The organism is Bacillus sp. 166amftsu, from assembly GCF_900107445.1.
Taxonomy (GTDB): Bacteria; Bacillota; Bacilli; order Bacillales; family Bacillaceae_G; genus Bacillus_A; species Bacillus_A arachidis.
In genome coordinates, this window is record NZ_FNQA01000002.1 from 532,256 (window position 1) to 557,105 (window position 24,850).

The following is a 24,850-nucleotide window of genomic DNA, read 5'->3' on the forward strand; positions in this document are numbered from 1 at the left end:
TCTTTATTGTATGGATTGGAAGGGGAGAATAAGATGGAAGTTATAATTCGTGCAGTAGAGATACAAGATGCTAAAGCAATTCATCGTATATGCATCCAAAATGATGTTTTACCTTATATGGTTTTCTTACCTAGTATGCGAATAGATGCGATGGAAAATAGAATTCGAAATTTAGCGCCGAATCAATTTGAATTTGTTGCAGAATATGACGGGCAAGTAGTAGGATTTGTTGGTTTAACGCAAGGACAAGGAAGAAGGTCACATTCGGGAGATTTATTTATCGGTGTAGACAGTGGATATCATAATAAAGGTATTGGAAAAGCTTTATTAACAAAAATGCTGGATCTTGCAGATAATTGGTTAATGCTAGAGAGAGTAGAACTTGGTGTTTTGGAAATAAATCCTGGTGCAAAAGCACTATATGAAAAGTTTGGGTTTAAAGATGAAGGTATAAAAAAGGGGAGTTTAAAATCTCACGGTAAGTTCATTGATGAACTCATGATGAGTCGTTTTCGGCCAAATGGTTTAATTACACATACGTAAAGATTGGATAATTACAAGGAATTTACAAAAAGATGTATAAAGGACATAAAGCATGATATAAGGTGGTCATGCTTTTTTGTTGCGGTGAGATTGTTAAGTAAGATATGTTGGTTGTGCGATGAAGTGTAATTTTTATTTTGACATAGTATATAGTTCCACTCATTTGTTTTTAAGATGTCATATTGAATTGAAAATGAAGCTTTTACTTATTATGTGAATACTCTATACTAGAGTACATACATTTTAAATTGGAGCGATTAAATACGATATGGAGCTGAGGAACTTAGAGCAAATCATTGAAATGAAAAAAGAAGAACTATTTACACTAGTATCTAATTATGGATTTCAACATGAAGAAGTACTTACAGTAAGTCAAGAACTAGATAAATTAATTAACTATATAATGTTATTAAAATAAGAAGCTATTATAATTTGTAGTGAATGCCATTTTTCGTAATATAACATCAATGTTCTGAACCTCATAATACACAAAGAATATAGAATTACATTCATTTTCTCGTATGGATAACACTTGAAAAAAGGTGAGTATCTTTTAACAATTCCTTATGAATTGATTCCCTAGACAACTATAAATATTAAAATAAAGAAAATTTAAACATTTAAACATTTAAACATTTAAATAATTAAATATTAGACATATTAAAAGTATATGTGGAAATAATATGTACATTTTAAGAACTTTATTAGCTGCTAGTCGAGAAAGCGAATTTTTGGTTATAATAATAAAGGAATTTATTATCGTATCGGTTAGGAGCGCAGCAAGTATGAAAACAGTTGTTGTCATAGGTGGAGGGATTACAGGTCTTTCTACGATGTATTACTTAGAAAAACTAAAAAAGGATTACAATATAGATTTAGAATTAATCCTTGTAGAAAAAAATGAATATTTAGGCGGGAAAATTCACAGTGTGAAAGAAAAAGATTTTATTATAGAAGCAGGGGCTGATTCAATCGTTGCTCGAAACGAAAATGTTTTGCCCTTTGTAAAAGAGTTGCATTTGGAAGAGGAATTGGTATACAACGAAACGGGTATTTCTTATATTTACTCAAATGATATGTTACATCCGATTCCTGCTGACACAGTATTTGGTATACCAATGAGTGTAGAGTCGCTATTTAGTAGTACGTTAGTTTCAACGAAAGGCAAAATCATTGCACTGAAAGACTTTATTACAAAGAACAAAGGTTTTACGAAAGATACCTCACTTGCTGTATTTTTAGAAAGTTTTTTAGGGAAAGAGTTGGTTGAGAAACAAATTTCTCCCGTTCTTTCGGGAGTCTATTCCGGTAAATTGAACGAGCTTACAATGGCATCTACATTACCATATTTACTTGATTACAAAAATACATATGGCAGTATTATGAAAGGGTTTGAAGTAAATAAAAAACAATTTCAGGCTGCTGGGAATAAGAAGTTTTTATCTTTTAAAAAGGGTCTTTCTACGATTATTAATCGTTTAGAAGAAAAATTGACTGGGACAGACATACGAAAAGGAGTAACAACGACGAATATAAAAAGAGTCGACGACGGATATGAAGTTTCTTTTTTGAATCAAGAGACAATAAAAGCGGATTACGTTGTTTTAGCTGCTCCACATGATGTTGCACAAACAGTATTAAGTTCTAATGAATTAGATGATGATTTCAATAAGCTGAAAAATTCCTCTCTTATTAGCATTTATTTAGGGTTTGAAATACCTGACGAACAATTACCTGCAGATGGTACGGGTTTCATTGTTTCAGAAAATAGTGATTTACATTGTGATGCATGTACATGGACGAGTAGGAAATGGAAGCATACATCAGATAAACAAAAATTATTGGTAAGAATGTTTTATAAAAGTTCCAATCCTGCTTATGAAAAAATGAAACAAAAAAGTAAGGAAGAATTGGTCCAAGTTGCTTTATCTGACATTGAGAAAAGCCTTGGGATTCAAGGGAAGCCGCAAACTGTTGAAGTTACGGACTGGAAAGATTTAATGCCAAATTATCATTTAGAACATAATCACGCAGTTCAATCTTTAAATGAGAAATTATCAGCTGCTTTTCCAAATATGTATCTAGCTGGGGCTTCATACTATGGTGTAGGTATTGGAGCTTGTATAGGAAATGGAAAGAAAACAGCAGAGAAGATTATGAACGCATTGAATAACCGTACTGAGTAATGTAACCTTTAATATTTTTTGACAAAATCCCCTTCTAGTAAAAGAAAGGGGATTTTGTCTGTTGTTACTAAAAATTGTACATATCGTTTACTATTTAACTTTGATTAGAGTGTCTGCACGTGTAGTTTCACTGTCTGTAACTATTTTTTAATAGTCTAAATCATTTTTTAAATCAAATACCTATAGTATGAAGACAGAAAAATCATCAAAAAGGGAAATGGATAGTTTGAAATATTTATATAATATTTTTATTTGTAAGCAAAATTCAATTATGTTAAAATGTCTGAAAGATAAAAATTCTGATTATTATTGTGTTAGGTTTAAAACGAATGAAATATTGTGTATAAACCGAATAAATTAAGAAAATCATTAAGGAGCCTGATTCATGTATTTTGAAAACAGGTTTTTTTATTTATGGTGAATTTTCCAGTAAGAGAAGATTTTTCTGATATAATAAACGAGTAGAAAGAAGAGGAGGGTTTTAATGACATTTCCTGTTTTAGAAACAGAACGATTACGTTTAGTTGAAATTGATCAATCTTATTGTCAAAAAATATATGAAATCTTTTCGCTTGAAGAAGTAACGCGTTATTATGGAATGAATTCTTTTACAGAATTTGGACAGGCTTCACGTATGATTGAGTCTTTTTCAAAAAATTATTTTGAAAAACGTGCAATTCGCTGGGGAATTGTATTGAAAGAAACAGGTACGCTAATTGGTACAATTGGATTGAATAATTTACAACTTTGGAGTAAACGTTCTGAGATTGGATATGATTTACATCCTTCTCATTGGGGAAAGGGCTACGCATCAGAAGCTGCTAGAAAAATCATTACTTATAGTTTTCAGGAATTAGATTTATTTAGAATTGGAGCAATTACATATCCTGAAAATGTCATCTCATGTAAGATGCTATCCAAAATAGGATTTCAGAAAGAAGGAATACTGCGCGGATATATTCAACAAGGAGAAAAACAACATGATGCGTGTATCTATTCTATAATACGAACGGATTTGGAAAGGGACCATGATATATAATATGCATGGTTTTTTTCGCATTAGTTATGGAAAGGCATAATAAAAATCCCTCTCATCCAAAGATAAGAGGGATATGAAACCATTAACCTAATTTAGGCAATAAACGTTCTCCGCTTTTCATGTTACTTTTACATAAAGGGCATTTTGGCTCTTCTTCAAATGAAAAGTTCTTTCTCATCCATCCTAAACAATCCTCTGATTCGCATTCCCAAACAGGGGTTTGTTCTGGTGGTACTTCGGCTACATCGTTCTTTCGATTGCGATACATGTGACCACTCCTTTTATGTAAAATTTTTTAATTATATATTAAAAAGGTTGTTAACCGTGCGATGGTAACAACCTTTTTATTGTTTAAATTATAGCTTTACAACGTTTTTAGCTTGAGGTCCACGGTTGCCTTCTTCAACTTCGAAGCTAACTTCTTGACCTTCGTCAAGAGATTTGAAACCTTCGCCAGTGATAGCAGAGAAGTGAACGAATACATCGTTACCGTCTGCAACTTCGATGAAACCGAAACCTTTTTCGCTGTTAAACCATTTTACTTTACCTGTTAATGTCATGGTAAGAGCCTCCTAAAAATAAGAAAAATAAATTACAATATGATCGGTCTTATTTCAATGAAAATAAAAATTCACATATTATCAAAAATCAATTATGAATACGTATTATCCTTAATAGATGCTTGATAATATGCAAAGTGAAACGTCTATAAATTTGACCTTAAGACCTATCTTACAACAAATGGTGAGAAATAGCAAGTGCTGGAAGTAAGTGGAGTAAGGGAGGTGCTTCAATCATGCTACTGGTACAGTGATTGGATTGTATTTTATGTTTTTAAGTTTTTTATTAATTAGGTATAAAAATAGGTCTTTTCAATGTAGTATGCCTAGTATAAAGTGCCTCAGATGATTAGGAATGGTATTTCTTGTTGCCTTCTTTTTATTGAATATAGTAAATTTAATGTAAAATAGGAAGTGTTTGTAAGTGGTGGAGGGAGGAGTAGTTTTGAATAATAGTCGATTTAAAACAATTAAAGCAGCCAAGGAAGGTCGAAAGAAAGTACATCCAATTTTAGCAGTAATATTATCGGTTGTGTTTTTGACTCTTGGCGAATTGTTTATGGTATTTATATTATTTTTACCGAAAGCAGAAACGACATTTATGAAGGGGATTTATGATAATGTAAGGATGTTATTGACATTTGGTGGAGCGATTTTAATTGTATTTTTATGGGTTCGTTTTGTGGAAAAACGTCGATTTTCATCAATTGGTTTTTGGAAAGATAATGCTTTGAAAAAATATTTACGTGGAGCTTTCATTGGTTTTATATTTATAACAATACCAGTTTTAATTTTAGTTTTAAGTGGTTCTGTTACCTTACATGTGCAACAGATTTCAAGTACATTCATATTAGGAATATTAGGTTCTTTAATCGCGTTTTTGGTACAAGGTGCCGCAGAAGAAATTGTTGTACGCGGTTGGTTATTTCCAGTTATTTCAGTTAGAAGTCGGATATGGATTGGGATTGTTGTTACATCATTTCTCTTTGGATTTCTCCATCTGTTAAATCCAGGCATAACAATTCTTTCTATATCAAATATCATATTAGTTGGTGTATTTGCAGCGTTCTATGTATTAAAAGAGAATAGCCTTTGGGGAATATGCGCTTGGCATTCTATATGGAACTGGGCTCAATATAATATATATGGTTTTGCGGTAAGTGGTACAACAATATACTCTACACCTTTGTTTAAATCAACAACAAGAGGATCAGAATCGTTACATGGAGGAACTTTTGGAATTGAAGGAAGTGTAATTACAACAATTATGCTTGCGGTTGCCTCAATAGTATTATGGAAACAACTGTGGGGCAGACGATCGAAACAGCATAATATGGATAGTTTGTGATGAGGGTGAAAATTCACCGCAAGTATCGAAGCCGTGATCGGATTGTTTGGTTTTTTATTGAGCGAACATAGTGTAATAATTGTCAAAAATCTATATGTCCTTGGTCCAAATTTGTAATAGCATCGCCTATCATATATTTAAATGGATTTAAAATAAAAATGCTTTTCTAATTCAATTGATTTTAAATATAGGTAGGATAAAGCTAATCGTATTTTGCTGAAAAGAGATAGAGTGCGCGAAAAAATAATTTGAAATTTTAGAAAATTTAATCCTTTTTACAGAATAATCTTGCAATATGAAATGGAATAGAAATACAATAAAAGGAAACATAGGGGATGAACTGATAAAATAATACTTTTGGGGAGAATTTTTATGAAAAAACATCTTCAATGAATCATTTATAACGAGTACATTTAAAAAACGAAATCACTAGAAGGAAAATGAGTGATGGAATGTTGAGGGGGGAATGTGTTCAATGAAGACACTATTAAAAATACTAGGAATAATTGCTGGGATGGCAGTAATTGGCGTGGCACTAACTTATGGAATCTTGTACTATCTCAATAATAGTAAGCCAACCGCTAAAAAAACATCAATTGCAGCTCCAGCAGTGGAAGTATTAGCTGATAGTAAAGTAAAAACAGAGAATGCGAAAATTTTAGAAAATGGGAATTATTCATTGCCGAATAGTGATTTTAATAAAAACTTTAAGTGGACTGATGAAAAAGTACAGACTGCATTACATGAAATGGCACATCAAAAAGTAAAAGCAGATCAAAAATGGGGTTATATTTTTATAACACAAGAACGAATTGAAAGTTTAATTGAGATTGTTAAGAGTGGAAATATGAATCAAAAAAGTGCATATATAGGTATTTTAGAAAGATGGAAGCAAGGAAAATACGAGAAAGTTGATGCTGATCATAATACGATTTGGAAATTACAAAGCGGTAACCTTGGTGAAGGTAAGGGGATAATGTCACAGGATGAGCAGAAAGATTTGATTAATAAAGTCTTCATGAAAAAAGAGACATTTTCAGGAAGTACGTTAATAGCGGGTGGGGAACAAGGGGAAAAATAACTTGTAAAATATACATAATTATATTGAAAATATTAGATTGTTCAGACCTTGTCTTGGTGGAGAAATATACCAAGGCAAGGTTGTTTTATTTGACATATGAAATATATGAGAATAAGATTCATATATGAAATAAAAAAGAAAGGCTTTTTCAAATGGATATGAAAAAAAGGGAATTATACGGAAGTATTCGAGATGTTTATCATCAATTGCAAAAAAATTTGGATAAGGCGATAGAAGAGTATGATATAAGTTATGTCCAATTTGGTGTAATACAAGTACTTGCGAAATCCGGAAAGGTATCGATGTCGAAGTTGATTGAAAACATGGGATGTGTTCCAAGCAATATGACCACCCTGATTCAAAGAATGAAGAGGGATGGATATGTTGCAACGGAAAAAAATCCAAATGATCAACGGGAAACACTTGTTTATTTAACTGAAAAGGGAGAAACAACTAGAGAGCAAGTCGATGGGAAGTATGCAAAATTTTTACAAGAAAATTGCAGTTGCTTTACTGATGAAGAAGAACGAAAGCTGCAAGAACTATTATTAAAATGGAAGCACCATTTAGTATAATTACGGTATAAGAAAAAGTGTAACATCTTCTGTTACATTTTTCTTTATATAAATCATTCATATATGAAATAAAAATATATATAAAGTTTGAGGTGAAAGGACAATTTTAGTAATTTATTTCATATATGAAATAAAAGTGGAGGAAAAAGATGAAAGGAAAATCAATGTTGTGTATTTTAGCGGTTATTGCGTTTTTTATTGGTTTAGATGGTTTAATCGTTTCACCATTATTGCCTGTGATTTCACAAACAACAGGAATGCCTGCTGAAAAAGGAGGGCTTTTAATTACAGCCTATGCACTGTGCTATGGGATAACGGCTCCATTTTTTGGACCATTGTCTGATAAAGTAGGGAGAAAGCATTTGATTGTTATAGGGCTAATTATTTTTTCAATCACTACATTTTGTACTGGGCTTATGAATCGTTTTGAAATACTCTTATTGTTCCGTGGATTGACTGGTTTATCAGGTGCGATGATCATGCCAAGTGTATTTGCACTAGTAGGAGATAAAGTACCATACGAGTCTCGCGGAAAAGCGATGGGAATGATTATGGGAGCGATGATTGGATCAACGGTATTAGGCGTGCCTATCGGTGCGTTTTTATCTGAGGTAGGAAACTGGCAATGGACATTTTATATCATTGGATTACTGACTTTGCTTGTTACGATAATTGCAAGTCAATTGTTAGAAAAAGAGGTACCGAAAAATCAATTATCAGTTTCTGCACCGAAAGCAATGATGAAATCATATAAAGTGATATTCACGAATTTTTCTATTTTCTTTGCGTTATCAGCAACACTTTTATGGACTGTTGGCTTACATGGTATGTTCTCATACATAGGTGTGTATTATGAAAGAAATTTTGGATTTACAGTTGGACAGATTGGAATTGTAATATTCTTTGCTGGTTTAGGGAGTGTAATTGGTAATATAGTTGGAGGGAAATTAGCAGATAAAATAGGGAAAAAAATAGTGATTTCCATTGCGGGTGTTATCGCTTCAGTTAGTGTAATTACATTTTCACTCTATATTGATAATATCAAAATCGCGATTATGGCACATATGGTTTGGAGCCTATTCATTGGATTTGGTCAAGCATCACTAACAGCTTTGATTTCTGAATTAAGTCCAGCAATTAGAGGGACAATTATGGCGTTGAATAGTTCTGCAATGTATATTGGAATGACGATCGCTTCGAGTGTTTCATCGTTTACCTTGAGTAAAGGGTTTCCATTTGTTACTTTAGGGATTATTTGCGCAATTGCTAGTTTACTTGTTTTGCCGATGATTTATTTTCTTGTTAGGGAAAAGACTATGTCTAATAAAAAGGAAAGAATCATGTAAAAGGGAAAGTATACCTATCAACTTAAACATATTCTCAAATGAACAAGGTGAGTTGATTTCTTGCGTAAAGGAAAATCAACTCATCATCTTTTTATATATCTGGCTATTTGTAATCGTCTTTAAGATATAGAGAAAAACAGGGAAGATGAGCAGGTGATAACTATTCAAAAAAGTCTAATTTGGCAACTAGAAAAAACATTGTTATCTAGGAACAAAGATTCTATGGAGCAAAAAACATCAAGAATAAAAAATATTCATTTGATAGGATTTAGATAGATTATAAAGAGGGAAAAAGGAGCGGATTTGTCCTTAAAGTTATATTGAAACTCTTGACTTATTTTGGTATATTTTGTGATAATATGTTGAGTTAGAAGTGAACTTCTTTGATTTAAACACAATAGAAAACGATTACATTAATAGGAATGAACTTATGGAGGAACAATATGGGGAATCTTATTCTTTCTGAAAACTTTTTGATGGAAGAACCGAAAAAGGAATTGTTGTTTCAATTATTTGAAGAGGTGTTTCATATTCCTGTTCAAACGTTGCAAAACTTTGAATCCAATGGATTTTGGGATGCTACATACAAACCTTTTTCTTATTTACAAGAAGGGCAAGTAATTGCAAATGTGTCGATGTTTGCGTTACCAATGTTTATAAAAGGAGAGCAGATTTATGCAGCTGGTATCCAATCTGTCATGACACATCCAAAATATAGGAGAAGAGGTTTGATGAAGCAGCTTCTTGGTAAAGTATTACAAGAAATAGATAAACAATATGAATGTGCAATGTTATTTACAGAGAAACCGGAACTATATGAACCATTTGGTTTTCGAGTTGTACAACAACATCTGATGACGTTATTATATGATAAAGTTCAATCTCGTTCATCTTCACTTCGAAAATTAGATTTTTATAATGAAGAAGATATGCAACTTATAAAAGAAATAATACAAAACGCTCAACAGCTTTCGATGGAATTTTCACCATTAAACTATCAGTCTTCTTTTTATTTTAATATGTACGATGTGAAATGGAATGAAAAACTATATTATTCAGAGAAACTGGACGCACTTATTGTATTTGAAGTGAAAGATCAAGTGTTAAAATTATTTGGTGTTTTTGCACAAATTATTCCGATTTTAGATGATGTATGTGCCGAAATAACTGAATCATTTACAGAGATTGAATTTTACTTTTATCCTGATGAATTAGGTATTGAAGAGGTAGCGTGCAAAGAGTTTCAGTCTGAAAAGTACTTAATGATTCGCGACAGTGAAAAGTTTGATTTGAATGGATATAAGTTTCCAATTTTAACAGAATTTTAAATAGAATCTTAATCTATAATTAATAACTAGTTACTTATTTTTATAAAAAGGAGCATCTGTTATGGATGCTCTTTTTTGATGTGTAAACAGTAAATTTAATGCTAGATAAAACGAAAATTCTATTTGTTTTTACCGCAATTACATCCTTTTTTCTTTACATACCCTTGGCGATATAGGCTTTGTGATGATTGATAATTGGAAGATTGTGAAGATGAAGTGCGGATATCTTTATTATTAGAAGAATCTTTGTTAGAAGAATAATTGTTAGAATCGTACTCTTTATTCATGATGCCATCACCTCCAGTTTGATATATAGATAGTATATGTGAAAACTCTATTAATCGTTACTGTAGTTTAAGGTAATGAATATAATGAAAATATGAGAGGATTCGTACATACAAGATTTTGAAGAACCAAAAGGATGCTTACAGAGTAAGTAAACATCTTTTTAGAACTCATTTTTCAGCTTATTAACCGAAGTAAAGTGCAATATAATTTTTATAGGATCTTAAGTGAAAGGTACTTAAACTCTGATTTACTAGATAAAGAATATATTTGCGCTGTTGATATATAAATACACTTCAATGCTAACTTCTCCTATTAATACCCCCAATATGGATGAAATGGAAACTGTTGTTGGTAGTATGAAGGTGGCTGTTCGGAATAGGGGGGATTTTGATGTGGTGTATTGTACAAAGTATTTCGATTTTGAGTGCAGTTTGTCGGAGGCCCAATTACGGTAGTTGATTGAATAGGGGATACCGCTTTCTTCCACTCCTGTTCATCGAGACAATAGGTATGAGCCATTACAGTTGATGGTGTCAGTCTTAAAATATCTGAACCAAATATAACTTCTGGTGTAGGAGCGTTAAAAATTGCTAATAAATGTGTATGATCTACAGAGGCAATTTCATAATGCCACCAACCTTGGGGTACGTTAGCCACTTGACCTGGTTTAATAGGAAGATTAAGAAGTTGATTTGTAAATGGGTTAAGTATGGATACAATAGCTGCTCCAGAAATACAGTAAACAAGTTCAGCAGCATTTTGATGTACATGTAGCTCAACCACATTACCAGTGCTTAAAAAAATATCTAATAAAGATGTATTGTCTAATGTATTTAATTGTTTAATCCCCAGTACATTTATATAATTTTGCGCATCTTTTTTAAAAAAATTACTTGTACTTAAATCATGAGTAAAACGGACAGAGGGAGAAGTGTAATCTATATTGGAAGTCATTGGTTTTCCTACCTTTCTCTTTTGAAATAGGGTTAAATACATGGATTAGGATATGAGTCTAGTTATTTTAGTGTGCAGTATTGATTTTCCTATTCGTGTATAAAGAATAGATTTAGAATGAATAAATGATGTTTTTTGAAAAAGCATAGGCTTTATTTACCTTGTAAAAATCAAACTATTTTCGTAAATACATTGATACCCTTGAGTGATGTAACGCTTAAAGAAAAAAGGTATTGTATTCTTACATCCAAATGATAAAGGAGTGAATGATCATGTCATATAGTGAAATGATTAGAAAAGAAGTACTGAGCTGGGAGGGTGTTTCTGAAAAGCCACATCGCTTTGGGGGAGTTGAATTCAATTATAAAAAGAAAGAGTTAGGTCATCTTCATGGTGACAAATTAGCAGACCTTCCATTTCCAAAACCAAAACGGGATGAATTAGTAAATCAAGGATTAGTAAGTCCACATCATGTATTACCTGAATCAGGATGGATTAGTTATCATATAAAAAGCGTAGAGGATCTGCCGTTTGTCATTGAACTTTTTCGGATGCAGTATGATAGATTCGTAAAAAATTAGAGAAAAGTTGAAGTTGGTACTTCATTTACAAAATAGCTAGGTATAAATACCTAGTTATTTTGTAAATCGCTGAGAAATTCTGATTATTTTTTGCTTTTACAAAGTAAGAATAGATGTGAAACGTACATATTTAAGGAAATAGAAAAAATATTAGATGAATTACAAAACTTTTTTGAATTGTATGTACGAATTCAGTTAATATATGAAAAAGTAGAATATTGACTAAGGAGTATGAGGTGTTTATGGAAGAAGATATTAAGATTAGAGATGCAAAAATTAGTGATTTATCTAGTATAGTGGATATATACAATTCAACTATTTCAAGCAGAATGGTAACTGCTGATACAGAACCTGTTACTGTTACGAGCAAGGAACAATGGTTTCATGAACATACACCTTCTTTTAGACCTTTATGGGTAATAGAATCGCAAGGTGAGATATGCGGATGGGTTAGTTTTCAATCCTTTTACGGTCGACCAGCTTATAATGGAACAGCTGAAATAAGTGTATACATTCATCAAATGCATAGAGGTAGGGGGATAGGTAAATATATCATACAAAAAGTGTTAGATACTTGTCCGAAACTCAAGATTAAAACATTATTAGCATTCATATTTGCTCATAATAAAGCTAGTCTTCAGTTATTTTCTTGTTTTGATTTTGAAAAATGGGCGCATTTGCCTAACGTTGCAGAATTAGATGGAATAGAAAGGGATTTAATCATTCTTGGTAAAAGGATTTCTTGATATTTGAGTGAAATATTATAATAATAGTGTAATAAGGTCAGTATAATAAGAGATTAAATTTGTATGTGAAAGTAGAAAATATGCAGTTGGATTTGAAAATAAACAAGTTAATTAATCTAGCTTGTTTATTTTCATTTCATTTAATATTATGCATAATTTCATGCAATCGATTGCGTATTTTGTTTTATAATGAAAACGGATACATAAAAATGTAATTTAAAGAGGAGAATGTCGATGAAAAATCAGTTTCAATATCTTTGTATTGTTATTTTGTCTATCGGGATGTTATTTGTATCATTATTAATTCCGCAAATTAGTTTTGCGGCTATAAATGGAAAAGGAATGAATCCGGACTACAAAGCATATGTAATGGCCCCGTTAAAAAAGATTCCAGAAGTAACAAACTGGGAGACATTTGAAAATGATCTAAGATGGGCAAAACAGAATGGCTTTTCTGCTATTACCGTTGATTTTTGGTGGGGAGACATGGAAAAGAACGGGGATCAGCAATTTGATTTTTCATACGTACAGCGTTTTGCTCAATCGGTAAGAAATGCAGGTATGAAAATGATTCCGATTATTTCTACACATCAGTGCGGTGGAAATGTTGGGGATGATTGCAACGTACCAATTCCTTCATGGGTTTGGAATCAAAAAAATGATGATAGTCTTTACTTTAAATCTGAAACCGGAACCGTTAATAAAGAAACATTGAATCCACTTGCTTCAGATGTAATTCAAAAGGAATATGGTGAACTATATACGGCATTCGCAGCAGCTATGAAACCGTATAAAGATGTAATCACAAAAATATATTTGTCTGGTGGACCAGCTGGAGAACTGAGATATCCTTCCTACACATCTGCTGATGGAAGCGGTTATCCATCACGTGGAAAGTTTCAAGCATATACAGAATTTGCAAAATCAAAATTCCGTTCCTGGGTATTAAATAAATATGGTTCCTTAAATGAAGTGAACAAAACGTGGAGTACAAAACTTACTTCTGTTTCAGAAATTTTACCACCAAGTGATGGGGAACTGTTTCTAAAGAATGGATATAATTCTTCATATGGAAAAGATTATTTAGAATGGTATCAAGGTGTTTTAGAAAGTCATGCAAAATTAATTGGTGAATTGGCACACAATGCTTTTGATCCAAGTTTTCAAGTACCAATCGGTGCAAAGATTGCAGGAGTACATTGGCAATATAATAATCCGGTTATGCCTCACGGAGCAGAAAAGCCGGCAGGGTATAATAATTACAGCCATTTACTCGATGCTTTCAAAAGCGCAAAGTTAGATGTAACATTTACTTGTCTAGAAATGACAGATAAAGGTAATTATCCGGAATATTCAATGCCTAGAACATTAGTACAAGATATTGCAACATTAGCTAATCAAAAGGGAATTGTATTAAATGGTGAAAATGCTTTAAGCATCGGAAATGAAGAGGAGTATAAACGAGTTGCAGAAATGGCTTTTAATTATAATTTTGCTGGATTTACTTTACTTCGTTATCAAGATGTAATGTATAATAATTCACTAATGGGAAAATTTAAGAATTTATTAGGTGTGACACCTGTTATGCAAACAATTGTAGTAAAAAATGCTCCTACAACAATAGGAGATACTGTATATATTACGGGGAATCGTGCGGAATTAGGAAGTTGGGACACGAAACAGTATCCAATTCAATTATATTATGATTCTCGTAGTAATGATTGGAGAGGAAATGTTGTGTTGCCAGCTGAAAGAAATATAGAATTTAAAGCGTTCATTAAAAGTAAAGATGGAACGGTCAAATCATGGCAAACAATGCAACAAAGTTGGAATCCAGTCCCCCTGAAGACTACCAATTATGTAAGTTTATGGTAATTATATTATGTAAACAAAAAGATCCTTTAATATGAAATAAAGGATCTTTTTGTTTTTGAAGGAAAAATAAATCTTAAAAAATGTCACATTCAACTTCCTTCATCCGTCTTGTGTGTAAAACAATAAGGAGGAAATTTATATGCAGAACTTTAATGTGGCAATTATAGGCGGGGGACTTGCTGGATTGACAGCTTCGATTTATTTAGCAAGGGAAGGTAAAAAAGTTGTTGTATTAGAGAAATCGAGTCGCTTTGGCGGAAGAGCAATAACAACGAATAAAAACGGCGTTCTTATGAATCTTGGGGCGCACGCTTTATATCGCGGTGGAGAAGCACTATCAACTTTTAAGGAACTCGGAATCAACATTCTAGGAGGAATACCTTCTACTAGTGCACATGGTATATGGAAAAATGATGTGTATACAATACCGACAGATTTTCGGTCAATCTTAGCTACACCATTATTTTCATGGTCTGCAAAAATACAATTTTTCCATTTGATGTTAAAGTTAGGGAAATTTGATTTGAAGACAATTCCTAAAATGAGTTTGAGTGTATGGGTAGAAAAAGAAATTAAAGATCCAATGGTAAGAAATATGTTTTATGCATTATGCCGAACATCGACTTACACATATGCTCCTACATTACAGTTAGCATCTTCTGTACTAAAACAAATACAACGATCAATGAAAGAAGGGGTTTTTTATGTCGATGGTGGATGGGAGACGATCATAACAAAGCTAAGAGACGAAGCTACAAATGCTGGCGTTCATTTTATAGCGAGTAAAAATGTAGTTGAAATTGAGCACTGTGGTCATATTCAAAGAATTCGTTGTTCTGGTGAGGAACTCTTTGAAGCTCCTACTGTTGTTGTTACTATACCACCAAAAGAAGCTTGTAAAATTATAAAGGGAGCAAAAGATACTGCGCTACAAATATGGAAAGAACAGTCTATGCCAGTTACAGCAGCTTCGTTAGATCTTGGTTTAAGAAGGTTACCCAATCCATCATATCAATTTGCTTTAGGATTAGATCAACCTGTATTTTTTACGAATCAATCAAGAGCCGCTAAGTTAAGTGATGATGGAACGGTAGTAGTGGGATTAATAAAATATCACAATCCTGCATTACAAGCTAGTAACTTTAATGACGATAAAGTTTTGTTAGAACATACAATGGATTTATTACACCCGAAGTGGCAACAGGAGTTAGTTGAAAAGCAATATTTACCTAAAGTAACAGTTGTATATGATTTTCCTCATATTGGTCGTACTGAAAATCCAGGGCCTGCTGTTCCTGAAATGCCAGGGATATATGTTGCAGGAGATTGGGCTGGCCATGATGAATTATTAGCTGACGCTGCAGTTTCTAGTGGTAAACGAGCAGCACTACAAATTTTAGAACAAAGTAAAATCACAAATTGAAAGAGGGTCATGTGAGTTTGGAACTGGAGCAATTGTATCAAGCATATAAGCCTTTATTGTTTTCTTTAGCCTATCGTATGCTCGGGAGTGTTATGGACGCTGAAGATATTGTTCATGATACATTTCTTTCATTAGACCAAATAGAAGAGCTAGAGTCTGTTGATAATATAAAAGCGTATTTATGTAAGATGGTTACGAACCGCGCCATCGATAAATTACGTTCAGCATCTCATAAACGAAATGTTTATGTTGGCATGTGGTTACCTGAACCACTCGTTGAAGAAAATGATGATCCTTCCATGACATATATAATGAAGGAATCTATTTCTACAGCGTATCTTTTGCTTTTACAACAGTTATCTGAAATTGAACGGGCAGTGTTTATATTACGAGAAGTTTTTGGTTACGATTATGATGAAATTGCATCAATTGTTGATAAAAACAATGCAAATTGTCGGCAAATCTTTCATCGTGCTAGAAAGGGCATTGTAGATAAATCGAAAGCTTCAAAATTAAGTATAAAGCAGATGGCTGCATATGTGGAACAATTTGTCGCATCTTTGCAGCGAGGAGACGTAAAGGCAATGCTAGAAGTGTTAAAAACAGATGCGATATTCAAATCAGATGGTGGAGGGAAGGTTACAACAGCTCTTAAACCAATTTACACATCTGAAAGGATTGTGCGCTTATTCTTAGGAGTTATCAAAACGTTACCAGAAGAACATTCCATTGCATTTAGAATGGTGAATGGTACACCTGGTATTATTGTAAATATAAATAATCGCGCTACGTATGTGCTTTCGTTTGAGTTTCAAGAAGAGAAAATAGCATCTATTTATATGATGATGAATCCAGATAAGCTTATGCATTTAAATGAGAATGTATAGAATGAAAAAGACGCATCTCAATAGAAATGCGTCTTCGATTTAAAATCATGTAAATTACTTCTCTAACATTTCAAGAGGAACATCCTTTTCGCCTAATACCTCGAACTTAATTTCTCCGTCCTCTTCGTAAATACGTTTAATAATCGGTATAGTTATCATTCGCTTTTTGTGCTGTTTACGTTTTCTAGCAGCGTCTAAATTAATCACGTTCATGTTCAAAGCATCCTTTCTTACATACAGTTATAAACAAAAGAAAATGCGTCCGAAAAGGGCGCTTTTTTAATTTGAAATACCGATTAAAAATGATTTTATAATTGCATTTTGATTGTAAAATAATGTGAATGGAATAATTACACGTAGAAATTAACTTTACCAAAAAATGAAACAATACGCTACAAAAAAATTCAATTCTTTGTCTTATAACAGGAAAAACCTATTCGTTTAGCATATAATGAAAGGTAGACAAACATAATCAACTTTCTCATCAATTTTTTATCATTAAATTTGTTGGAAAGGAGATAGATTGTATGAATTCATTAGAATTATTGTTGTTAGAGCTTGAAAAATACGGAAAAGAGCACGATAGTAAAAAAGAGAAACGAGAAGAAAAATTAAGAAATATTTCTCGTGAAATGGGAAAATTTTTATCTATTTTAATAAAAGGGTGCGGCGCTCAAAGAATTTTAGAAATTGGTACTTCAAATGGATATTCAACATTATGGCTGGCAAATGCGGCTAAAGAAACGAAAGGAAATGTTACAACTGTTGAACTTTCTTCAGGACGAGTTGCAGAGGCACTTATGAATTTTGAAAAGGCAAATCTTAGATATCAGATTGATATTCATAATCAGGAAGCGGGGGCGTTTCTAGATACACAAGTAGAGTGTTCGTTTGACTTTATTTTCCTAGATTCAGAGCGTACTCAATATATGTGGTGGTGGGAAAATATAAAGCGAATATTAGAACCTAAGGGATTTCTGGTAATCGATAATGCAACTTCGCATGCAGAAGAGTTAGCGGAATGTATTCAGATGATTGAAGAAGATGATACGTTTGAAACAGTATTGCTAGGTTTTCAAAAAGGAGCGTTTGTAGCACGAAAAAAATAAAAAATATAGCCATAACAAACAAGGGGATTCAATAAAAAATGCATATACATTCTTATTTTTATGAGCAGGCACAAAAAAATCCTGATTGCGTTGCACTTTCGGAACAACATAATAGTTGGACTTATAAAGAGTTGGCGCAGAATGTTTCAAATCGTGTATCAGTGCTTATGCAAGAAGGAGCGGCACCAGGGCATATTTTTATTATAAAGTTAGACAATTGTATGGAATGGATTCAAGATGCCCTTGCAGTTTCAGAAATTGGTGGAATTATACTGCCAGTTCATCCAGACGTTACAGAAATGGAATGGAAAACAATTGTAAGTAGAACGGAGCCTAATTGGATTATCACATCTAAAGGGACTGTATGTCAAACAATGGAGCATAATACCATCTCATTTCCTTTTAGACATGTGAATAGTAAGGAAGAGTTATACTTCTTTGGCTATACTTCAGGTTCAACGGGCACACCGAAAGGTTTTGTTAAAAGTCATCGATCATGGACTAGTAGCTTTAATGGATGGAGTAAGGCGTTTTCGCTAACTGAAAGTGATCGCATAGTAGTTCCATTACATTTATCTTATTCAGCTCAGCTATACCCGGCACTTCATGCATTAGCTACAGGAGCTGAGATTATTTTATTATCTAATTTCACACCAGAGGCATTTTTCAAAGCGAAAGGCTCATGTGTTTCTATTACACCAGCTTTAATTGAACCTTTAACTCGTTATGCAAAGCAAAAACAAAGTGTACAGGAAATGATTCCGAGGTGTATGATTTCAGTTGGGACAAAATTATCGCCTATACAAAGAAAAAAATTTGAGGAATGTTTTTCTAAATCATTTTTGTATGAGTATTACGGATCATCAGAAATGGGGTATGCCTCATTATTAACACCAGAAGATGCAAGAACGGCACCTGAAACAGTCGGAGTACCATTCCCCGATGTGGAGATTGCTTTCTTTAATGAGAAGAAAGAACGAATAGTAACTGATAAAGAAAACTTTGGGAAATTATTTGTTCGATCTGGTCAGGCTTTTGAAGGATATATTGAAAATGAAGAGCAAACAAAAGCTACTTTCATAGAAGATTGGGTAACATCACATGATATTGGTTTTCAAAGAAAAGATGGAAAAATTGTTTTAATAGGTAGAGACCGAGATGTTATAAAAGCTGCTGGGAGCTTTGTGTATGCTGGTGAAATAGAAGAGGTATTGATGGGACTTACTGGTGTTATAGAAGCTATAGTGTTTGCAGAAAAAGATGAGAATCGTGGAGAAGTTATACACGCTATTATTGTAAAGGAACCTTCTCAAACATTATTAGCTATTCAACGAGAGTGTCGTCAGAAATTAATATCATATAAGCAACCAAGAAATTGGACTATATTATCACAATTACCTAAGAAGCCGAATGGGAAGGTAGACAAAATAAAATTGAAAGCGGAATTACTAAACAATAAACCGTGTAATATGTGAAGAATCCGCCTTTAGCACGTAGCATTCTAGGTCTTAAGTCTGAGGAAAATAATGCACGAAACAGGTATACTTATGGTAAGAAACAGGGAATGACTGCATAAGCAGGAGTTTATTAAAAATCGATTTCAAACAAATATCATATAAGTGGTATAAGATATTTTAGATGAAATATAGTGCAAATAAATTCGCACATATAAATAAAGGAGCGATTTTGTTGACTGAATTAGAGAAAAAAGAACCTGTATCAGTAGCGAAAGATAATATGCAAGTAGTGGTTGATACAGTTATTAAAGATGAAGAACTTGTTGAACTGAATAAAGAAGCTGATTTATATGTGAAAAAGTTAAATAGTGAACAAAATACTGATCTTTCAAAAGTGTTATCCCAGCTCGGAGATTTAGGAGATAAAGAGCAGCAAGCAGCAGGTCAAACATTATCAGCATTAAAACGTCCTGTGACTGCAATGATGAACGGGAAGAATGAAGAGATTCCGAATACATTGCTAGAACTGCGTAAAGTCGTATCAGAACTTGATCCTAATTCATTAAAAGCGTCGGGTATGAAGAAATTTATGTTTAAAGTTTTTAAGAAAAATCCACTTGAAACGTATGTTCATAAATATCAATCTATAGATAAACAAATTGAAGAAATTATAAGATCATTGCTTATTGGACGTGACAATCTCCAAGAAGACACGGTTGGTTTAGAAATGCTAAAAGAGCAATCACATGATAAAATCCATGCATTGGATAAGCAAGTATATCTTGGCAGAAAACTTGCTAGTATGCTTGAAGCAGAAAAGCAAAATCCAGATCGTCAAAAGGATATTCCATTAATCAATGATGCGTTAGAAAAAATTCTTGTACGTACACGCAACATGCAGCAAGCAAAAAGTGTATTGTTGCAATCTATCGCATCAGTAGACATCATTAAGAAAAATAACGAAAAGTTAACAGAGGCAATTCGTAATGCAATTACAATGACGCAAAACGTAGTTACTGTTTCAGCAGCGATTCAGCTAGCACTAACGAACCAACGTAAAACAATCGATGCGGTTAATGCGACGAATGAAGCAATCGAATCAATGGTATTAAGTAACTCACAAGCTTTAAAACAAAACACAGAAGAAACGACGAAGTTGCTTGAAAATCCAGCAATCAGCATGGATAAGCTGCGCGAATCATTCCAAAATGTATTTGCAGCTATTGAAGCATCTGAGAAATCATCAGAACGCATTATCGAATCAAGTAAGAAGTTTGTTATTGAACTTGATACATTTAATGATGAAATGAAGCAGAAGCTCATTCAGCGTCCAAAGAAATAAAAGGTCATTAGAGGAGGTGAAAAGATGGGTTTCTTCGAATTTGTTTTAATGATAGGTGGAATTTTGCTTTTACTAGGGTTTACAGTTGTTGTTTTACTCGTTTACTTCGGCCGGAAATTTTACTTATCCTGGACGAAACCGTATAAGCGGGCAAACGAATCAATTGAAAAATTATCAAATAAATCAACACCATTTTTACAAGAATTTACGCAGCATCCTCTGTTTTATCGCTGGATTCGTACAGAAGGAAAAAAAGAACAAAAAGCATTTAACACACTTTTTTGTGCGGCAGATCAACGTACAAGAGAACAAGTTTTCTCTATGTTACCGAAAGATAAACAGAAAAAAGTACATGTAATGGCAAAAACAACGAAAAAAGTTACAAATGAAGATATTGATGTAACTACAGTGAAAGTAAAGGATTTCTTAAGGCAAGAAGCACAACAATCATCTAAGCCAACGGATCTATCGTTTTATAAATTGTATTTTTACGACCGTTATCCGGATGCATTAAATACCATTCAGGCGTATAAACGATCTGTTAATCCTTCATTACAAAGAATGGTTGATGAGATTACGATTTCAGTCTTAAATGCACTTCCTTACTATCAAGAACAACGTATGTTTGAACAACAACACAAACTGGAAACATTCTTAATGAAAGACTTAATCGCTATGTTGTCATTAGTAACACAGCTGCCGCCATCACAACGTCCTGAAAAAGAAGAAGAATTGCAAGTTTACTTACAAAACTTTCAAAAAGAAATGGAAGTGGTAGAACGAGATATTCGGGACTCTATTGATCATGATTTGAATGTGAAGATGAGAGCGGCGAAGGAGAAATTTAAGAATAAGTAAAGGAAAGCCTCTTGAGTAAATTACTCAAGAGGCTTTTGGTTTTAATATACATTTAAGGGGGATGTTGTATATTTTTGGATTATAAAATGGTAAAATATACAATGTTATATTGAGATTTTAGAATGCTAAGTGGAAAGTGGTTATAAGTTGCACATTTAGTATGGTAGCCTATGAATCAGATAAAATGAGGGACTTAAAATGAAAAATCATTTTGAGGAGAACGATAAAAAAGAGAAAGATCGCTTTGAAAAAACGCTAATTTAAAAAATAGTAAATATCTCTTGTGAAAAATAGATCAAAATAAGGAGATCAGCCTATTGTGTTAATTATTATTTTTATTTTTCTCGTATTGTTATTACTTATTATCCCAATTGAAAGGATTTGGAAAAGTTTTCTACAAGAAAGAGAGATTACCGTAAATGTATTACAAATTAAGAATTGGGAATTTATATCTATTAGTATAAGCTATTTTGTATTATGGTTAGGTATAATGGGAAATCTAAGGGACGTACAAGCAGGACAGCCTTTGCACAAATATGAATATAATGGTGTTATGCAAGATCAATATGCTTCTTTAGCCCCAGATCATATTTTCATTGTCGTATTTTTGTTTATTTTAGGAGGTTTTTCATATTGGAAATTAAGTTCAGATATAGAAAAGCTTTCGCCTGTTATGTATATTGTTTATAGTTCGTTATTAATCTTAAATGTTGTGTTTACAGTGGTTTATATAACACATACGGGTATGACTGTTTATGCAGAATTTCTAAGATTAAGATATATTTCCGTTTTGTTTATTCAAGCTAGTGCTTTTTCAATCAGTTTATTATTTATATCTAAATTAAAAGATTCCTTGAGCTATTTTATTCAATGTAGGCAGAATAGAGATTATAAACAGGAAAACAAATTTATGAAGTTTTTATATCGTATTTCTTTTGGATATGAAAAGATGTCGAGAATTTGGATGATTAGTTTATTTCCTATTTTATTGATTGTTCAATTTATATTAGTGCTTTTTGGACAAAGACCAGATAGTTTTATTCGAGTGTTTTTAGAAACGAGTAGTTTTAATTATTCAAAAATCGCTGCACCTAGTCCTGAAATACTTTCTGGTGATGGACATTACCTGTGCACAGTTTCGGTTAAAGGACATAAGAAAATTGTTAAACCGCTTAGAGCTGGTATTAGGCATGGAGAAAGAATTACTGTAAATCGGCAGTTATTAATCGCAAATGCTTTTGAAAACGTTATTGAGGAATGTGCTCCAAAATATCATAAAGTAATTCGGGATATTTACGATAAATATGGTTATCCAATTAGCAAACATATCAACACAAAGTGGTCAGCCGATCTCATTTATATAATAATGAAGCCGCTAGAATGGTTTTTCTTACTCGTATTGTATACAGTAGATGAAAATCCTGAAAATAGAATCCACATTCAGTATAGTGAACTAAGAAAATAGCACTTTCTTTTTAAAACATATGCAAGATATAATCCCCTACAAAATGGAGTGGGGGATTTTTTATTATTACTTAGCTTTAACAGCGGTTTTACTAGAAAGGGTACTTTCATTGTGCAACTAATCCACCGTAGTTACTACATACATATAAGTCTCTCAAGAGGTAGCTGTTTTATCTACATAACTACCTTTTATTTGTTTGAGGATTTTATGCAATTCGTCTTGACTATTCTTCAGGATTCGACTAAGCGGGAACGGAATTATTGTTAATTTTGTATGCAGCTTGTCCAATATATAAGTGAATGGATTTGTTTGCATTTTCTTTTACCTGCCAATTTGTTGAAATATCATATGATGCAGCTGCAAAACCGATATTTCAACAGATTTGAGGTCTAAGCTGCGATGGAGAATGTGAAAAAACGACTATTGCAAATGACAAAAGCTAAGCATTTGCAAATCATGCTTGGGACAGGGACATTAGCAAATGATTCAATCGCTTTGCAGCTAAAGTTATTAAAGGGACGTGGATTCATTTTAACAAATGGTGAGTTTGGAAATCGTTTAATCAAGCAGGCGATTCGAGTAAACTTATCGTTTGATACATATGAAATAGAAATTGGGAGACCATTTTTATACAATGAAATAGAGAAATTAGTGAAACATCAAGAGTATGAATGGTTATGGTTTGTTCATCACGAAACATCCACTGGTATGCTAAATAATTTAGAAGAGTTAATTGGAATTAGTAAAAAGTACGGTATTAAATTATGTGTAGATTGTATTAGTTCTATTGGAGCAATACAATCCTCTCTAGAAGATGTGTATTTTGCTAGCGGAGTTAGCGGAAAAGCGATTGGAGCATACACGGGATTATCTTTTGTATTTTACAATCATATTGTGAATGCAAATGAAACATTACCTACCTACATGGACATAGGAATGTATGAGGAAAACGGGAGTGTACCGTATTCTCAATCTTGGAATTTAATATATGCATTACAAGAAGCGCTAAAGAAATTTGAAGATGAAACCGAGTATAAGAAGATATATCAAACATATGTTTTTATTGAAGAAGCTGTTACTAATATGGGATTACAACTTGTATCTTCAGAAGAGCATGCTTCATCTATCATTCTTACAATTGCATTGGATAAAGAACTTTCTTCTAAGGAAATAGGAGATTCATTAGCTTTGCAAGGATTTATTATCCATTATGAATCATCCTATTTACAACAAAATAATTGGATCCAAATCGCTTGTTTAAATCAGTATAAAGAACGTGAAATGAAAAGAATGTTGGATTGTTTACGGATGCATGTGAAACGAGTGAATGTATAGTGAAAGACGGTTATGAAGGGCGAGTTTTTTTTCATGTATTATGTATGTGCTGAATCAAATAAGGATTCCATTTTCACTTTTCCCTTTTCTCGAATTTCTGCATTTGTATGTGCCATGATATATTTATGTGCCCAGGCAATTGCGATAACATCATCTAACAGGCCAATCCCGATAATAGCTGCTAAATCTGGAATGAAATCTATTGCCCAAACGTAATAAGAGAGTGCAACTAATATAATCATTTTAGCTTTAAAAGGCAATCCGTTCTTTTTTAAGGTGTAATATAAAATAATGCTCTCATACACACCGGACTTACCTAACTTGGTTGCACCTTTTTTTAGTTTTTTCCATAGTTTCTGTTTCTCCATATTCTCACTCCTCATTTTAGTTTTTCGTTCATATTGTAAATGTATATTTAACATTATGTAAAAACACGTAAAAATATAGATTTTTTAAAAGGATAGACAAACAATCGACAAAATAATCCTTTTTATCGTTTTATTCTTATTGCTCATTTTTATAAG

26 protein-coding genes and 1 pseudogene are annotated in these 24,850 nt (G+C 32.7%); 20 read left to right on the forward strand and 7 right to left on the reverse strand.

Features of this window, described 5'->3' with window-relative positions; translation table 11 throughout:
- Positions 1-33: 33 nt before the first annotated feature.
- The 4 genes from BLV40_RS09465 to BLV40_RS09480 all read left to right on the forward strand — a co-directional run bounded on the left by BLV40_RS09465 (position 34) and on the right by BLV40_RS09480 (position 3,768).
- Positions 34-543 (forward strand): GNAT family N-acetyltransferase, encoded by a 510-nt coding sequence (locus BLV40_RS09465; protein WP_170833638.1) that lies wholly within the window; start codon positions 34-36, stop codon positions 541-543.
- 268 nt (positions 544-811) lie between these two features.
- Entirely contained in the window at positions 812-961 is a 150-nt protein-coding gene (locus BLV40_RS09470) for an aspartyl-phosphate phosphatase Spo0E family protein (protein WP_026590802.1), read from the forward strand.
- A gap of 367 nt (positions 962-1,328) precedes the next feature.
- Positions 1,329-2,729 (forward strand): protoporphyrinogen oxidase, encoded by a 1,401-nt coding sequence (locus tag BLV40_RS09475; RefSeq protein WP_090689286.1) that lies wholly within the window; start codon positions 1,329-1,331, stop codon positions 2,727-2,729.
- 484 nt (positions 2,730-3,213) lie between these two features.
- Positions 3,214-3,768, forward strand: coding sequence for a GNAT family N-acetyltransferase (locus tag BLV40_RS09480; protein WP_090689289.1), 555 nt, complete (start codon positions 3,214-3,216; stop codon positions 3,766-3,768).
- A gap of 82 nt (positions 3,769-3,850) precedes the next feature.
- On the opposite strand, the gene BLV40_RS09485 is transcribed toward BLV40_RS09480, so the two are convergent.
- Together BLV40_RS09485 and cspD are read right to left on the reverse strand one after the other, a co-directional pair.
- The gene (locus tag BLV40_RS09485) at positions 3,851-4,036 is read right to left on the reverse strand and encodes a cold-shock protein (protein WP_000286200.1); all 186 of its coding nucleotides are present in this window, start codon (positions 4,034-4,036) and stop codon (positions 3,851-3,853) included.
- An 88-nt stretch (positions 4,037-4,124) separates the two neighbouring features.
- The gene (gene cspD / locus BLV40_RS09490) at positions 4,125-4,328 is read right to left on the reverse strand and encodes a cold-shock protein CspD (RefSeq protein WP_026590805.1); all 204 of its coding nucleotides are present in this window, start codon (positions 4,326-4,328) and stop codon (positions 4,125-4,127) included.
- Between the two features lie 445 nt (positions 4,329-4,773).
- On the opposite strand from cspD, the gene BLV40_RS09495 reads away from it, so the two are divergent.
- From BLV40_RS09495 to BLV40_RS09515, 5 genes are all read left to right on the forward strand, one after another.
- Positions 4,774-5,676, forward strand: coding sequence for a CPBP family intramembrane glutamic endopeptidase (locus BLV40_RS09495; protein WP_090690001.1), 903 nt, complete (start codon positions 4,774-4,776; stop codon positions 5,674-5,676).
- 475 nt (positions 5,677-6,151) lie between these two features.
- A complete protein-coding gene (locus BLV40_RS09500) occupies positions 6,152-6,757 on the forward strand; it encodes a PRK06770 family protein (protein ID WP_090689292.1) in 606 nt (201 codons plus the stop codon).
- 158 nt (positions 6,758-6,915) lie between these two features.
- Positions 6,916-7,332 (forward strand): MarR family winged helix-turn-helix transcriptional regulator, encoded by a 417-nt coding sequence (locus BLV40_RS09505; protein ID WP_026590808.1) that lies wholly within the window; start codon positions 6,916-6,918, stop codon positions 7,330-7,332.
- A 149-nt stretch (positions 7,333-7,481) separates the two neighbouring features.
- A complete protein-coding gene (locus tag BLV40_RS09510; RefSeq protein WP_090689293.1) occupies positions 7,482-8,678 on the forward strand; it encodes an MFS transporter in 1,197 nt (398 codons plus the stop codon).
- Positions 8,679-9,121: 443 nt separating this feature from the next.
- Positions 9,122-10,006 carry a GNAT family N-acetyltransferase gene (locus BLV40_RS09515; RefSeq protein WP_090689297.1) on the forward strand — a complete coding sequence of 295 codons (885 nt, stop codon included), beginning with the start codon at positions 9,122-9,124 and terminating at the stop codon, positions 10,004-10,006.
- A gap of 119 nt (positions 10,007-10,125) precedes the next feature.
- On the opposite strand, the gene BLV40_RS28505 is transcribed toward BLV40_RS09515, so the two are convergent.
- Together BLV40_RS28505 and BLV40_RS09520 are read right to left on the reverse strand one after the other, a co-directional pair.
- Positions 10,126-10,293 carry a hypothetical protein gene (locus tag BLV40_RS28505; RefSeq protein WP_170833629.1) on the reverse strand — a complete coding sequence of 56 codons (168 nt, stop codon included), beginning with the start codon at positions 10,291-10,293 and terminating at the stop codon, positions 10,126-10,128.
- A 313-nt stretch (positions 10,294-10,606) separates the two neighbouring features.
- Positions 10,607-11,248 (reverse strand): cupin domain-containing protein, encoded by a 642-nt coding sequence (locus BLV40_RS09520; protein ID WP_090689300.1) that lies wholly within the window; start codon positions 11,246-11,248, stop codon positions 10,607-10,609.
- A gap of 272 nt (positions 11,249-11,520) precedes the next feature.
- Here BLV40_RS09520 and BLV40_RS09525 point away from each other — a divergent pair, with 272 nt between their 5' ends.
- From BLV40_RS09525 to BLV40_RS09545, 5 genes are all read left to right on the forward strand, one after another.
- Entirely contained in the window at positions 11,521-11,829 is a 309-nt protein-coding gene (locus tag BLV40_RS09525; RefSeq protein ID WP_139265511.1) for a luciferase domain-containing protein, read from the forward strand.
- A 242-nt stretch (positions 11,830-12,071) separates the two neighbouring features.
- The gene (locus BLV40_RS09530) at positions 12,072-12,575 is read left to right on the forward strand and encodes a GNAT family N-acetyltransferase (protein WP_090689308.1); all 504 of its coding nucleotides are present in this window, start codon (positions 12,072-12,074) and stop codon (positions 12,573-12,575) included.
- A 234-nt stretch (positions 12,576-12,809) separates the two neighbouring features.
- Complete coding sequence (locus BLV40_RS09535) at positions 12,810-14,450, forward strand: family 14 glycosylhydrolase (protein ID WP_090689311.1); 1,641 nt, start codon at positions 12,810-12,812, stop codon at positions 14,448-14,450.
- Between the two features lie 139 nt (positions 14,451-14,589).
- The gene (locus BLV40_RS09540) at positions 14,590-15,873 is read left to right on the forward strand and encodes a protoporphyrinogen/coproporphyrinogen oxidase (protein ID WP_090689314.1); all 1,284 of its coding nucleotides are present in this window, start codon (positions 14,590-14,592) and stop codon (positions 15,871-15,873) included.
- Positions 15,874-15,890: 17 nt separating this feature from the next.
- Positions 15,891-16,760, forward strand: coding sequence for a sigma-70 family RNA polymerase sigma factor (locus BLV40_RS09545; protein WP_090689316.1), 870 nt, complete (start codon positions 15,891-15,893; stop codon positions 16,758-16,760).
- A 54-nt stretch (positions 16,761-16,814) separates the two neighbouring features.
- Here the strand turns inward: BLV40_RS09545 and BLV40_RS28510 are convergent, their stop codons facing one another.
- Positions 16,815-16,973 carry a hypothetical protein gene (locus tag BLV40_RS28510; protein ID WP_090689319.1) on the reverse strand — a complete coding sequence of 53 codons (159 nt, stop codon included), beginning with the start codon at positions 16,971-16,973 and terminating at the stop codon, positions 16,815-16,817.
- A gap of 314 nt (positions 16,974-17,287) precedes the next feature.
- Between BLV40_RS28510 and BLV40_RS09555 the strand changes: the two genes are divergently transcribed.
- The 5 genes from BLV40_RS09555 (at position 17,288) to BLV40_RS09575 (ending at position 22,991) form a co-directional block, all read left to right on the forward strand.
- Complete coding sequence (locus BLV40_RS09555) at positions 17,288-17,869, forward strand: O-methyltransferase (RefSeq protein ID WP_090689322.1); 582 nt, start codon at positions 17,288-17,290, stop codon at positions 17,867-17,869.
- A 38-nt stretch (positions 17,870-17,907) separates the two neighbouring features.
- Positions 17,908-19,344, forward strand: a complete 1,437-nt coding sequence (locus BLV40_RS09560) for a class I adenylate-forming enzyme family protein (protein WP_090689324.1) — start codon at positions 17,908-17,910, stop codon at positions 19,342-19,344.
- Positions 19,345-19,558: 214 nt separating this feature from the next.
- Positions 19,559-20,668, forward strand: coding sequence for a toxic anion resistance protein (locus BLV40_RS09565; RefSeq protein WP_026590820.1), 1,110 nt, complete (start codon positions 19,559-19,561; stop codon positions 20,666-20,668).
- A 24-nt stretch (positions 20,669-20,692) separates the two neighbouring features.
- Positions 20,693-21,526, forward strand: coding sequence for a DUF3974 domain-containing protein (locus tag BLV40_RS09570; protein ID WP_090689327.1), 834 nt, complete (start codon positions 20,693-20,695; stop codon positions 21,524-21,526).
- Between the two features lie 319 nt (positions 21,527-21,845).
- Complete coding sequence (locus BLV40_RS09575; protein WP_244525373.1) at positions 21,846-22,991, forward strand: DUF6688 domain-containing protein; 1,146 nt, start codon at positions 21,846-21,848, stop codon at positions 22,989-22,991.
- 117 nt (positions 22,992-23,108) lie between these two features.
- On the opposite strand, the pseudogene BLV40_RS29225 reads toward BLV40_RS09575, so the two are convergent.
- A pseudogene (locus tag BLV40_RS29225) lies at positions 23,109-23,385 on the reverse strand (hypothetical protein); the annotation flags it as partial.
- Between the two features lie 5 nt (positions 23,386-23,390).
- Here BLV40_RS29225 and BLV40_RS09580 point away from each other — a divergent pair.
- Positions 23,391-24,326 carry an aminotransferase class V-fold PLP-dependent enzyme gene (locus tag BLV40_RS09580; RefSeq protein WP_244525374.1) on the forward strand — a complete coding sequence of 312 codons (936 nt, stop codon included), beginning with the start codon at positions 23,391-23,393 and terminating at the stop codon, positions 24,324-24,326.
- 38 nt (positions 24,327-24,364) lie between these two features.
- Here the strand turns inward: BLV40_RS09580 and BLV40_RS09585 are convergent, their stop codons facing one another.
- Entirely contained in the window at positions 24,365-24,694 is a 330-nt protein-coding gene (locus BLV40_RS09585) for a YkvA family protein (protein ID WP_026590823.1), read from the reverse strand.
- Positions 24,695-24,850: the final 156 nt, after the last annotated feature.